The sequence below is a fragment of the Lysinibacillus sp. FSL K6-0232 genome, assembly GCF_038008325.1.
In the GTDB taxonomy this organism is placed as follows: Bacteria; Bacillota; Bacilli; order Bacillales_A; family Planococcaceae; genus Lysinibacillus.
On the sequence record NZ_JBBOYW010000001.1, the window covers coordinates 2046419 to 2059830 of the forward strand.

General features: G+C 39.0%; 12 protein-coding genes and 3 pseudogenes. 11 read left to right on the forward strand and 4 right to left on the reverse strand.

Going from position 1 to position 13412, the window contains the following annotated elements; genetic code table 11:
• The first annotated feature begins 31 nt into the window (after nucleotides 1-31).
• From proS to MHB42_RS09975, 3 genes are all read left to right on the forward strand, one after another.
• Nucleotides 32-1468 carry a proline--tRNA ligase gene (gene proS, locus MHB42_RS09965; protein WP_340805862.1) on the forward strand — a complete coding sequence of 479 codons (1437 nt, stop codon included), beginning with the start codon at nucleotides 32-34 and terminating at the stop codon, nucleotides 1466-1468.
• 132 nt (nucleotides 1469-1600) lie between these two features.
• A complete protein-coding gene (locus MHB42_RS09970; protein WP_340805864.1) occupies nucleotides 1601-2224 on the forward strand; it encodes a hypothetical protein in 624 nt (207 codons plus the stop codon).
• A 14-nt stretch (nucleotides 2225-2238) separates the two neighbouring features.
• On the forward strand, nucleotides 2239-2940 hold the full coding sequence (locus tag MHB42_RS09975) for a Dph6-related ATP pyrophosphatase (protein ID WP_340805866.1): 702 nt from the start codon (nucleotides 2239-2241) through the stop codon (nucleotides 2938-2940).
• 22 nt (nucleotides 2941-2962) lie between these two features.
• Here MHB42_RS09975 and MHB42_RS09980 read toward each other — a convergent pair whose 3' ends face one another.
• The gene (locus MHB42_RS09980) at nucleotides 2963-3139 is read right to left on the reverse strand and encodes a TetR-like C-terminal domain-containing protein (RefSeq protein ID WP_445299977.1); all 177 of its coding nucleotides are present in this window, start codon (nucleotides 3137-3139) and stop codon (nucleotides 2963-2965) included.
• A gap of 126 nt (nucleotides 3140-3265) precedes the next feature.
• On the opposite strand from MHB42_RS09980, the gene MHB42_RS09985 reads away from it, so the two are divergent.
• A protein-coding gene (locus tag MHB42_RS09985; RefSeq protein WP_340808510.1) for an IS630 family transposase occupies nucleotides 3266-4329 on the forward strand; the annotation gives its coding sequence in 2 pieces (ribosomal slippage) (nucleotides 3266-3787 and nucleotides 3790-4329; 1062 coding nt in all).
• Nucleotides 4330-4348: 19 nt separating this feature from the next.
• Here MHB42_RS09985 and MHB42_RS09990 read toward each other — a convergent pair.
• A pseudogene (locus tag MHB42_RS09990) lies at nucleotides 4349-4657 on the reverse strand (TetR/AcrR family transcriptional regulator); the annotation flags it as partial.
• Nucleotides 4658-4841: 184 nt separating this feature from the next.
• On the opposite strand from MHB42_RS09990, the pseudogene MHB42_RS09995 reads away from it, so the two are divergent.
• From MHB42_RS09995 to MHB42_RS10025, 7 genes and pseudogenes are all read left to right on the forward strand, one after another.
• Nucleotides 4842-5558, forward strand: a pseudogene (locus MHB42_RS09995) (SDR family oxidoreductase).
• Between the two features lie 12 nt (nucleotides 5559-5570).
• Nucleotides 5571-6314, forward strand: coding sequence for a RibD family protein (locus MHB42_RS10000; protein ID WP_340805868.1), 744 nt, complete (start codon nucleotides 5571-5573; stop codon nucleotides 6312-6314).
• Nucleotides 6304-6699 (forward strand): cupin domain-containing protein, encoded by a 396-nt coding sequence (locus MHB42_RS10005; protein ID WP_340805870.1) that lies wholly within the window; start codon nucleotides 6304-6306, stop codon nucleotides 6697-6699. Before MHB42_RS10000 ends, MHB42_RS10005 begins: the two co-directional genes overlap by 11 nt.
• A 102-nt stretch (nucleotides 6700-6801) precedes the next feature.
• Entirely contained in the window at nucleotides 6802-7128 is a 327-nt protein-coding gene (locus tag MHB42_RS10010; protein ID WP_340805872.1) for an ArsR/SmtB family transcription factor, read from the forward strand.
• On the forward strand, nucleotides 7125-7535 hold the full coding sequence (locus MHB42_RS10015; protein WP_340805874.1) for an SRPBCC family protein: 411 nt from the start codon (nucleotides 7125-7127) through the stop codon (nucleotides 7533-7535). Before MHB42_RS10010 ends, MHB42_RS10015 begins: the two co-directional genes overlap by 4 nt.
• Nucleotides 7536-7620: 85 nt before the next feature.
• Nucleotides 7621-10108 (forward strand): annotated as a pseudogene (locus tag MHB42_RS10020) (hypothetical protein).
• A 106-nt stretch (nucleotides 10109-10214) separates the two neighbouring features.
• The gene (locus tag MHB42_RS10025) at nucleotides 10215-11159 is read left to right on the forward strand and encodes a nucleoside hydrolase (RefSeq protein WP_340805877.1); all 945 of its coding nucleotides are present in this window, start codon (nucleotides 10215-10217) and stop codon (nucleotides 11157-11159) included.
• An 8-nt stretch (nucleotides 11160-11167) separates the two neighbouring features.
• Here the strand turns inward: MHB42_RS10025 and MHB42_RS10030 are convergent, their stop codons facing one another.
• Nucleotides 11168-12292 carry a Ger(x)C family spore germination protein gene (locus MHB42_RS10030; protein WP_340805879.1) on the reverse strand — a complete coding sequence of 375 codons (1125 nt, stop codon included), beginning with the start codon at nucleotides 12290-12292 and terminating at the stop codon, nucleotides 11168-11170.
• Entirely contained in the window at nucleotides 12279-13400 is a 1122-nt protein-coding gene (locus tag MHB42_RS10035) for a GerAB/ArcD/ProY family transporter (protein WP_340805881.1), read from the reverse strand. Before MHB42_RS10035 ends, MHB42_RS10030 begins: the two co-directional genes overlap by 14 nt.
• Between the last annotated feature and the right edge of the window lie 12 nt (nucleotides 13401-13412).

Here is a 13412-nt window from a genome sequence, read left to right on the forward strand (position 1 = left end):
TTTTTGATTTTACTGTTAGGGAGGAATGCATATGTCAAAGCAGCTAGAGGATTTTTCGAAATGGTATATTGAAACCATTCAAAAGGCAGATTTAATGGATTATACGCCTGTTCGTGGCTGTATTGCCTTTAAGCCAGATGGCTATGAAATTTGGGAGCATATTCAGGAGGAAATGGATCGTCGCTTTAAAGAAACTGGACATCGCAATGCCTATTTCCCAATGCTTATCCCTGAATCCTTCTTCCAAAAGGAAAAGGATCATATCGAAGGGTTCTCACCTGAGCTGCCATGGGTGACGGAGGCAGCAGGAGAACCATTAGAGGAACGTCTAGCACTTCGACCAACCTCTGAAACAATGATTGGCCATCTTTACTCGAATTGGATCAAAAGCTATCGTGACCTACCTGTGCTGCTTAATCAATGGGCAAATGTCTTTCGCTGGGAAAAGAAAACCTTGCCGTTTATCCGTACATCTGAATTTCTATGGCAGGAGGGGCATACGGCACATGTAGATGAGGCAGAGGCACGTCAGGAAACCATGCAAATGCTGGACATTTATAAAGAGGTGGTGGAGCAAGTATTAGCCATTCCTGTCTATGATGGACAAAAAACACCGTCCGAGCGCTTTGCAGGAGCTGTTGATACGTATTCCATTGAGGCAATGATGAAAAATGGTAAGGCTGTGCAAGCAGGTACTTCGCATTATTTAGGCACTAAATTTGCGGAAGCCTTTAATATCAAGTATTTAACAAAAGCAAATAAGCATGACTATGTACACACAACCTCTTGGGGCACTTCTACGCGTTTAATTGGCTCTGTCATTATGGTGCATGGTGATGAGCAGGGGCTTGTCCTACCACCACGCATTGCACCAACACAGGTTATATTAATTCCTGTTGGACCGTGGAAAAAGAATCCGCAAATTATGGAGCAGCTCGATACTATTTTTGCAACGCTTAAGGCGAAGGGAATTCGTGTACGTCTTGATGATTCAGACCAATCACCGGGCTTTAAATTTAATGAGTGGGAGCTCAAAGGCGTACCATTACGTGTAGAATTAGGGCCTCGTGATCTCGATAATCATCAAGCACAGCTAAAGGCACGCGATGAGGTGGAGAAACAAGCAATTGAGCTATCCGCTATTGTTCCAGCCATTGAACAGGAGCTAGTAGCAATGCAAACGCGCTTACTAGAAAAAGCACGTCAATTCCGCGAAGCCAATGCCCACACAACCATTGATACACTTGCACAATTACAGCAGCATATCGACATAGCCAAAGAAAATAGCACAATTCCAGGCTGGGTGCTTGCTGGATGGTGTGGTGAGGATGCCTGTGAGGAACAAGTAAAAGAACAAACGAAATATACCTCTCGCAATATTCCATTTAGCCCACCAACAACCAAAGCAATCTGTATTGGCTGTGGCAATAAAGCCAAGCATACAGTTTGGTTTGCCCAAGCCTATTAATGAACCTAAGCCGATTTCCTTTTGAGAAATCGGCTTGTTTATAAAAATTATGTAAATGTAAAACTTTCCTTATAATAATGGCAGATTCACTGGAAATGAGGATGCCTATGATAAACTTGCAATTGCTTTATAATGACTATCTACATATTAAATTTTATAAATGAGGAAACGCTTGCCTCCTTTGCATTGCAAGGCGATACGCTTGTACATACGAAAACAAATATCCAAGTAGCGCATTATTTTGCTTGTTACTATGATTATTATTGTGAGCAACTAGCTATAACACCTGCACATCTAAATGCCTGCAAAAATCTTACGCTAACGCTTGTGCAAACAATAGAGGGCAAACGTAATAAGCTGACAATGCCAGCAGCACAGGGCATAGAGTGCATCATACAGCTTATTAATGATGTCGATGCCTTTTTACAGATGTATCATGGCAATAGCATAGTCTTCTTTATGCTTATTGAAGATTTTCTATGCCATCAGTCTGCAATGCCTTACCATAATCATTGTTTTGACATGCTCTTACAAAATTATGTAAATTATATTTTAGCTTTTCATTTTGAGGAGATGAATAAGCTTATAGACTACTTCACCGAGCAGCCATTATACTGTAAACTAATTATTAATAAGCTTTTTGGATATACCATTTTTATGCAAAAAATAATAAAGCAAGCCAATATCGCTTTAAGCGAGTATCCAAGGCTTACGCAATTTTTCGAGCAGGAAACAAGCGATATCTATCAAGCATAAAGGAGAACATCATTATGTCACAAGCCGTCAATTGGAAAAACAATGCACAAGGTCAGCGATTTATTGCCTCCTTTAGTGGTGGCAAGGATAGTGTGTTAGCATTATATAAAGCAAAAAAAGTCGGGCAAGCAATGGGCTTGATTGTGATGCTGGAGGAGGAAGGTAAACGTTCCAGATCGCATGGTATGCCCCCTGCACTAATACAGGCACAAGCACAGGCAATTGGACTGCCTGTTTATACGGCTGCTGCGAGCTGGGCGGATTATGAGCGTGTATTTATCCAGCTTTTAGCAGATGCCAAGCAGCAAGGGGCAGAGGTATTAGTGACAGGGGACTTAGATATGCCTATTCATGATTGCTGGCATGATAAGGTGACAAAGCAGGCTGGTTTACAGCTTGCCATGCCATTATGGGACATGGACCATCGTGCTGCTGTGCAGGAATTTATTGATTTAGGCTTTGTTACAATGGTGGTGACGGTTAATTTATCACTTGGTATGACAGAGGAGGATTTAGGACGTGTGCTTACCCATGATTATATAAAGGAGCTTGAAGCACGTGGGATTGACCCTTGCGGAGAGGGTGGGGAATTCCATACAACCGTTCTTGATGGACCACTTTTTCAACAGCCCATCACTATTCGCCAATGTCCCATCCACAAAGATGGTGAATATGCTTTTTTACCGCTGGAATTAGCTAACAATAACGTCATGTAGATGGCGTTATTGTTTGATGCTGCTATAAATTTGTTTCCAATAAATTGCCCACTTGCTCTGCCATAACTTGTGGTGGATAGGGCTTACCATTGGTAAACCACCATTCCACAATGCCAACAATGGCAGCCCCCAAAAATTGCAGTGTAATCTCCTGCTTATCCCCCACATCCTTTGTTAATTCCTCTATTACAAACGCCAAAAATATTTTTCTAAAATAGTGTGCGCCTTTACTATCTATATATAAGGTGATTAACTTTTAGACTTACACTCTTTTTCTTCGTTTTCCTGTATACTATTCTTAATAGATATGAAACGGAGAAAAATGATGCGTAAAATTGTCCTAATTCCTGAAGAACAAATTCCTGCTGCTTTAGAAGAATTAAAGCTTGTCATGAAAGAAGAAAACAATCATAAAATGTTCGTTCGCTACCAAGTGATTTATATGTTACTTTCCGGCGAATCGTATGAAAAAATTGTCGACTATACAGGTCTTTCTTTAGCGACGCTGTTCAATTATCGCAAAGCTTATTGTGAAAAAGGGATCGCTGGACTTGGACGTAAAAAACAACCTGGTCGAAAGCGTCATTTAACGGCTGAACAAGAAGCACGAGTCGTCGCGACAATTGTCAACCAAACGCCTAAAGATGCTGGTTTTCCCGTTGAAATGAACTGGACAGCGCCTCTTCTTCGCGATTGGATTGAGCGAACATTTGGTGTGTCTTTTTCTGTACGTGGGACACGTGATTTATTGTACCGTCTTGGTTTAAGTTATACGAAACCAACGTATACATTGGAAAAAGCAGACCCCCTCAAACAAGCAGTTTTCCTTGAAAAATTTGAACAGGCGAAAAAAAACTAATTCATGGTCAAATTGATCGTATTTTATTTGAAGACGAGTCAATGATCCGTGATTACCAAGCGATTTCCAACACGTGGTTTCTTAAAGGTCAACAAAAAATCATTCCAACATATGGCCGACATCAAGGGGTTAAGCTAATTGGTACATTGGATTACGAAACGGGCGATGTATTTTGCGTGCAAGAAGAACAATATACCGCTGTTGAATTCCTAAGTTTTTTAGAAAAAGTCATCGCTCGTTATCCGAATGAACGCATCGTGATGGTATTAGACAATGCGCGCATACACCATGCGAAATTGATTCAACCATTTTTAGAAAAGTATCAAGATTTCTTTGAATTTCTGTTCCTTCCGCCGTACAGTCCCAATTTAAATTTAATCGAAGGACTGTGGAAATGGATGAAGACAACGGTGATCCACAATGTCTTTTACTCAAATGTCGGAAAGATTCAACGTGCTGTCCAAGGCTTTATCCAAATGATTAATCAAACACCTGAAAATACGGTGAATAGGCTGTGCTTGAAACTCTAATTTTCTTTCACCGTATATATAGCATTGTTGTAAAAAATAATGTATGACGGTCAAAGTATTCAAACCATAATAGCTCTGCCTCAACATAATTCATATCCATAGCTAATGTACAAAGCTTACGTAATTCCTCTATATGCTCATCTGTTAATTTATCCAGTAAATCATATTTATCAAGATAATGTAAATAAAAGGTTCTTCTATTGACATCTGCTCGATCGGAAATTTCTTGTATAGTAATAGCATCAAAGCCTTTTTCCGCCATTAATGCAAGAAAAGCATTTTTAATGGCTTTTTGAGATTTTATAATTCTGCGATCTATTTTTGTCATACTAGAAAACACCATACTTTCTACACAATATCAAATTATTTGTGCACTATTGCTCTAATACTAGCAATTTGATTATTGCGAATAGCTACTATTTCTTTTAAATTATACACAGTTGAGTATTAATTCATCAAGGTGAATTAATAGAATGGAGGAATAAGCTATGATAAAAGATAAAGTTGTGATAATGACAGGCGCGTCCAGTGGAATTGGGGAGGCAACTGTCAAGGAGCTTGCTGCTAAGGGCGCAAAGCTGGTACTCGTTGCACGTCGTCAGGAGCGTCTTGCAAAATTGCAGGCAGACATTCAAGAAAGGGTGGACAGGCAGTTTATCAGGTTGCAGATGTGACATCCCCTATACAGATGGAGGCAGTAGCTGCCTTTAACACTTGAGCAGTTTGGACAAATTGATGTATTGGTTAATAATGCAGGCATTATGCCACAAGCATTTTTGTATAAGCAAAAGCTTGTCGAATGGGATCAAATGATTGATGTCAATATAAAAGGTGTGTTGTATGCGATTGCTGCTGTGCTTCCTACAATGCGTGAGCGTCAATCAGGGCATGTGATAAACCTTTCTTCTGTTGTTGGTCATCATATTTATCCGGGCGGTACTGTTTATTGTGCGACAAAGCATGCCGTGCGAGCGATTTCGGAAGGCTTGCGTCAGGAAGAAGCGATGAGTGGGACAAATATTCGTGTTACCAATATTTCGCCTAGAGCCGTTAACAGCGAATTATTAGCAACAACTTCAGATACTGATATGCGCGCAGGCTTAGATGAATTTTATCAAGTAGCGATTGATGCGACAAATATTGCAAAAACCATTGCATTTGCTATTGAGCAACCTGCTGAGGTTGGTATCAATGAAATTATTGTGCGCCCAACCGTACAGGTAGGGTAAAAGGAGAGAATCATGAGTAGACCATATTTATTTTGTCATATGCTTGTTTCATTAGACGGGAAAATTATCGGCTCCTATATGGATACACCTGAGGGGCAAGAAAGTAGCAACGTGTTTTATAACATTGCATTTGGGGAAAAGCCTTTTTATAAGCATCAGGGCTGGCTATCTGGACGTACCACAACAGATGATAATTTCACCCACTATCAAACGCCGAACTTAGATAACACTGCGCCAGCCGTACCAGCAGGAGATTTTATTGTCGACACAGATTTAGACAAATATTATGTATCCATTGACCCATCTGGCAAGCTGGGCTGGACAAGCAATATATTACAATACCGAGATACAAAGGCTCATATTATTGAAGTGTTGACAGAAAAAGCAAGCAATGCGTATAAAGCACTATTAAGAACACACAATATCTCCTATATTATCGCTGGCAAAGAAACATTGGATTATGATATTGTAATGCAAAAGCTTAAAACATTATTTATGATGGATACACTGATGCTTGGCGGTGGTGGTGTGTTGAATTGGTCATTTATCCAAGCTGGGCTATGTGATGAAATCAGTATTGTCATTGCACCAACGGCAGATGGTTGTGCAACAGCTCCCTCATTGTTTGAAACACGAGAGGGCTTATCAACAGCTATACCTGTAGGATTTTCCTTAAAAGCTGTTGAAGCACAGGAGGATGGTAGTGTTTGGTTAAGATATACTGTGAAGAAGGCAGGGACTGATAATGGCAAATGAACATTTACGCAATAGCACAATTTTTCCATTAGGGCAAAAAGTCGAAGCAAACTTTATTGGAGATGCGTATCTACAAATGGTGTTTACGGATGCAGCACCGCTTAATACAGCCATTGGCAATGTAACCTTTGCGCCAGGAGCACGCAATAATTGGCATGTTCATCATACTGGGCAGGTGTTATTAGTAACAGGTGGCGAAGGCTGGTATCAAGAGGAAGGAAAGCCAGCCCAGCGTTTAACAACAGGCGATGTTGTCAATATTCCGCCAAATATCAAGCATTGGCATGGTGCAACAAAGGATAGCTGGTTTGTGCATTTAGCGATGACACCTGGTGAAACAGAGTGGCTAGAGCCTGTTGAGGATGAATGGTTTTCTCAATTATAAGTATTAAAACGTTGTAAAGAAGGGGCATACTTTCTTTATAACGTTTTTTCTTGCTATATTGACAGGACACCGTTAAGTGTCCAATTAGAAAGGGTGGTGGTTGTGAGCCATAATAATCAAGAGCGTGATGTTTATGTAGCCATTGCTGACCCAACAAGACGTCAATTATTGCGTTTATTAGCAGAGGCAGAGGAATTACCACTTCATGAATTAACCGCTCACTTTCAAATGGGGCGCACTGCTGTATCCAAGCATTTGGCGATTTTAAAGGATGCTGGTCTTGTCCTTGCACGAAAGGATGGCAGGGAAACGAAATATCGTTTACATGCTGCTCCATTACAGGAGGTTCAGGATTGGGTCGCATTTTACGAAAGTTTTTGGAAGCAACGAATGGGTCAATTACAACGTTTATTGGAGGAAAACAAATGAAACCAGATGTATCAGTTGATTATCAATTTACAAGTTCTATCGAGCAAGTATGGCATGCCTTAACAGATTCAGATATGCTCGCAAAATGGATATGGAGCAATGATTTTCAGCCAGTCGTGGGACACAAGTTCCAATTCCGCGCAGAGCCAAATGAATGGTGGGATGGCATTGTCCATTGTGAGGTGCTGGAAATTGATGAGCCTCATAAAATATCGTATACTTGGGCAAGTGCTGGTGAAACAACAACCGTTACATGGACACTCACACAAAATGAAGATGGTACAACCCAGCTACGTCTTGACCAATCAGGCTTTAGCGAGGAAACAAAAGCACGTCAAGGCGCAATTGAAGGTGCTAAATATTCTTGGCTAACAATGGGTGAGCAGCTTCAAAAAGTGCTGGGATAGCCTCTAATAAAGAACGCAATTCCTTTTATAGAATTGTGTTCTTTCCATTTTCATTGAAATCTCTGCAAACAGAAAGGACCATCTAATGAAAATTAACCAACTAATCGCCAACAATATTTACCGTCTAGATGTGACATTACCAGAGAATCAATCGCTCGGTATTACTGGGTTATCTGGCTCAGGGAAAACAACATTCTGTCAAACTATTGGAGAAGAATCAAAAAAACGTCTTGTATCGTTATTACCAAAGGCTGAATATCAATATTTATTTCCAGAGGTTATGGAAACCAATTTTAGTGCCATTCAAATGGAGGATATGCCCTTAGTGCTATTTTTAGGGAAATCATCTATTTCCACTAATCCCCGTTCAACAATTGGCACACATACAGGTGTTTTTAAAGAAATTCGTCAGCGCATGGCAGAGGAATTTCAGCTATCGCCAGAGGTTTTTTCCTTTAATAATGCGCTTGGCTGGTGTCCTGCCTGTAAAGGACGTGGCACAACGAAAAATATACAATGCAAAAAGTGTGAAGGGAAGCGCTACAATCCTGAGGTAGAGCAATACAAGATGACATTGCAAGGTCAGCCTCACAACATTTCAGCTATCCATGAATTAAGCGTTGAAACGATTTATGCACTAGCAGGGGAATTAAAGATTAGCGAAGAGAAACAGCATATTTTGCGCAATATTATGGAAATGAATATTGGCTACCTAACATTGAATCGCATTATGGGGACATTATCAGGTGGGGAATTAACAAGACTTTACCTAGCAGAGTTTATGGCAACAAGTGAAGATACGGTCATTATTGTGGATGAAATTTCTGTTGGTCTTGACCACAATACATTGCTAAAAATTTTACAGCAAATTAAACAATTAGGCACTAAAAATCAAATTTGGCTAATTGACCATTCCGATACGGTGCTGGATATGGCTGACCAGCCTGTATTCTTTGGGCCGGGCAGTGGGAAATACGGTGGAAAAATTGTTGAACAATCACCAAGACCTCAGCCCATCTACTGCAAGCGCAATGAGGCAGCTCCTACAGCCTATTATCAATTTCACGATTTATATTGCCGCAATATTGAAATTGATCATATCGAAATTCCAAAAAACCGTCTTGTGACCTTTACGGGTGAATCTGGCTGTGGAAAATCAACACTTGTCAATGGCTGAAAATATTTATAAGGGCGGTATTTTAAAGAGTCTATCATCTATGGCACGCCTCATTTATGGAGAGTATGAATCGAATAAAATTGCGCCTGTTGTGGCGATTGATCTTGAAAGACATTTATATAGCCAGTATAGCTTCCTGTATGAAATGGGCGGGCTAATTAATCATATTGTTGCTGCACATCCAACAAATAAAGATACACGAAGCTTTGACTTTTTCCGTCAAGAAAATCATTGTCCGAGCTGTTCAGGTCGCCTAGAAATTGAAAAATTCGATATGGATATTGTTATACAAAATAAAGACGTACCCTTTTGGGATGGCTTATTACATCCTGATATTATGGAAGTGCTACAATACTATCAGCATGCAAAATTAGCCTTTTTATTTGAGGAAATTAAACGTGAGCTTGGTCAAGATTTAACGAAAAGCTACAATGATATGACAGAGGATGAAAAGCATACATTTTTATATGGCTATTGGGACAAGCCGTTTTATGATAAAGCCACAAAATCATCGAAAAAGTGGGAAGGCTTTAATTTTATTATTGGACGTTATATTGTCATCTCCAAATCCGCTATTAAACAGCAAATTAAAGATTCAAAAGAAAAGATGCCATGCCCAATCTGTCATGGCACTGTGCTGAACCATCAAAGGAAATTGCTGTTTGGTCATACAGATATTCGTGATATCATTCAGCTACCAATTGATGACGTGATGAATATCGTTGGCAAGCTTCCAGTGCTTGACAGGCTCAAGGCAATTGTTGGCGGGGAAATGTCCTTGCTGCAAGATGTGTCCTTGCTGCCGCGAGCAACACAGGTATCCTTAAAAATGCTCGAATTGGAGCTAGCAAGCTTTGTAGGCTATGAAATCGTGCTGCAAAATGCCTTACCATTCTGGGCTACAATTAAAGATAATATTGAAACGATTAGCCATAAAAACCTTGTGACGATCTGTGATTTTGCTAATATTTACGAAACAAGGGAGGCTATGATCGATCAATATTTCACCAATGGCAAATATAAAAAGCTCACATATGTATACGAAGCATTTGGCTATAAAAAAATCGTCACACAAATAAATAAAGTAAAAGCGAGTCATCCTTGTCCATTCTGTAAAGGAAAAAAGGTTATTGCAGAGGACGGCTTGCATGACGGTGTTCAGAAATTATCCATTCCTTGTGTGAGCTGTGGGGCAAGTGGTATGAATGAGGAAGGGCTACAGGAAAGCATTGACGGTATCGATGTTCAGACATGGCTAACAGGTGCTGTGCGTGATGTAATAGCAGAGGGCTTATATACAGAGGATGCCGCAAATATTCCTATTTTTAGCCGTATTCGAGAGTTAAATAAACAACAGATGATGGCGATTTATCACTGCCTTGAGCAGTATCGCTAACAACAAAACTCATTTGCCATAACCACTGGCAAATGAGTTTTTTCTTTATATAAGTGTATCGTCTTACAAGTGTTCATCGTACTATAAGGGAAAGGAGAGGATATTATTGGGAAAAAAGGTGCTGTTATTTGGAGATATTGGTATTGATGATACAGTAGCCTTAATCTATGCATGGCTGAATCAAGAGATTGAAATTGTAGGGCTAGTGGCAGATTACGGCAATGTATCAAGAGATGATGCTGTAGCCAATATTTATTATGTCATGAAGTTATTTGATTTTCCACAAGATATTCCTGTTATTTTAGGGGCAGAGGTGCCATTAACAGGAGAGCAGCCTATCTATTATCCAGAAATTCATGGCGAGCGTGGACTTGGACCTATTATCCCAACCGATGACCATGATATACAAATCGAAAATTTTTTAGAAATCGTCAATATTATTAAGCGCTATAAAGATGAGCTAGTCATTGTGAATATTGGGCGTCTAACCTCACTAGCAATTATGTTTATTTTGTACAACGATTTAATGAAGCATATCAAGGAATATTATATTATGGGTGGTGCTTTTTGGATTCCTGGCAATGTGACAACTGTTGCAGAAGCAAATTTTCATGGCGATCCATTTGCGGTCAATATTGTGCTGACATATGCCAATAATGTAACAATTATTCCATTAAATGCAACGCAAAAGGCGATTGTCACGCCCGGCATGGTAAATTACATTGATTCCTTTGGCAAAACAAAAATTTTAAAGCCTTTAATGGACTACTATACAAAGTTTTATCAGGAGCGTGATCCATCCTTATTAGGTAGTCCTGTGCATGATGCCGCAACACTTATTGCAACAATTCATCCTGAAATGTTTATCTTCGAGTCCTATCCTGTAATGGTTGTTGATAAGCTGGAGGGACCTGCACGAGGGCAAAGTATTGCTGAAACAAGGCATTATGAAAACGAAAAAAACGGTGCGAAAATGCATCGTATTGCCTTTGACCTTCATTATGAGCAATTTTTTCATCACTTTTTAGCGGTCATGACAGGGCATTATTGAATCACCATCTATTCAAATACACCATTTCTTAAAATAACAAAATCAACATGGATATTGACTTTCATATCTTTATACATTTCATGCCATTTTTCTCTTGTCAGTTGCGCATGCCTTATAGAGCTTCTATATTCCTCACCAAAGCCAAAAATATCTGACTCTACCTTTTGACTATGGGTAATTACCCTAGCCAATTCTTTCGTTAATTTGTGCTGAATGACCTTTTCCAGGGCAGCAACACTTTTTGGATTTCCCTGATTAATATCTGGATAGGTTTCTAATATTCTTGCTTTGATTTTCACATTCAGATCAAACTCTGGATTTGTAGCATCCACCAATGTGACTTTTCTTTTGGAATGGATTGCATCAAAGGCTACTGTCATGTCATCAGATGTTACTTTTTGTAAGTTTGATGGGAGGTCTTCTTGGTGTAATATCGTTTCGTATAAGCCAGCTTTAAATGTATCTCTAACAATTTTCACATAAAAACTGTCTGTGGCTGGCAGTGTACTCACCATTTTGCCATCTTTAAACAAGGCTACACCATTTAATTTCACAAGCTCCTTATCCCTTTTAATAATCGGCATTGTTACATCTTTACCAACGGAATAATAATCGCGTGCCACTTCGTGCAATGTACCAGAAATCATATATTCCTGCTCAATGTTTTGTTCAATAAGTCTATAGATATGCTGACCAATATCCTCGATATTTTCGTATTCATATTCTAGTAGGGGAGCTACTCTGTCCTCCACAATAGCCATATATATACCATTGCTAACACTAGCATTTTCCAAATTCGTATCAATATAATAACGAAGACCTTTTTTCGCCAATTCTTCACCAAATAAAATAACCCTCATTTGACCAACAACAACCTTTTTCGATAGTTGTTGATTGGCTTCCATTCGATTGCCCTTACTTGTATCATTTTCTGTTGTCAGCACTTCTACATTACTTTGAAATTCTGGATTGACCTCCCGAATGACCGCTGTTGTAGCTATCTTTTTTTCTATGCCTACATCATAGCCAACTAATGTTGTCAGCCCTATTTTATCGAGAATGTTGGTCTGTGCACATCCGTATAAAAGCACCAATGCTAATAAAAGACTATAAACATTTTTAAGCTTGTTCATTTTTTTGCTCCTTCTTTGTGATGATCTTCTTTTTCAATGCAGCTATAATCCATAACACAATCGGGTAGACAAAGATAACATAAAACGCTATATTCGACAGTTGATTGTTAATCGCATTGATTTGTATACGTGTTTGAATAAATAATGTGGCAAGAAAAATAAAGAAGGCAAATAGCCAAGCAAATTTTGTATGACTAATATTGACTAAGCGAATAGTACCACGATAAGCAGCCCATAAATAAAGACAAAGATTTGGCAAAATAATCAGCATCCAAAAGCAAACTGCCATAAATTCAAAGCGCTCGATAAAAGGAAAGCTAATAAAGCTAAATAATGTTAATGTCGCCCATACCGTTTTGATGATTTCCTCTTTGCTATAATAGGTAATCGAAACGAGCATGACAGCTAAATAAATAGCTGTTGTAGCTAGTAAGCTTAAATGGGCATATTTTTGAACATGCTTTTTATCATTTAAAAAAGGATAAATAACCATTAATATCTCAAAGCCAAGAATCGTAAAGGTCATGGATTTTGCCCCTTTTAAAATAGCGAGAAAATCTGTTTCTAAAACAGGAAGCAGACTGTTTATAGATGAAAATTTTAATGGAAAAGCAAGCATAGGGATAATCCATAAAGACAGGACAACACTAAAGAAGGAAACCCCTACAATCACACGCAGCCCACCCGTAAAGGCATAGATAATAATGATTAATAAGGTTATGGCTAAAAACCATGCTCCAATATTAGGAAAAATCCATGCCTGAATAACCTCAATATAATTGCGTAAAACGGAAAAAAACGCTACAAAGCAATAGAACACATAGAGGATATTTAACATATTTCCAAGCCATTTACCAAAAATATCCTGTTGAATGCCATAAAGGTCATTGGAGCCATATATTTCTAATGTTTTAATCATACAAAAGGTTACAATATGTGTGGCAATACCCGCTAGTAGAACTGAAATCCATGCATCATGTCTTGCATCCTGATACACAATACGTTGAAACCCCTGTACACCAACCCCAATTTGAGCACTGTGCATCACAAAAAACAATAAATAAGTATTGACCATCTCTTTAGGGCTAAGCTGTATAGGCTTTTTCATCTATTTCACCTT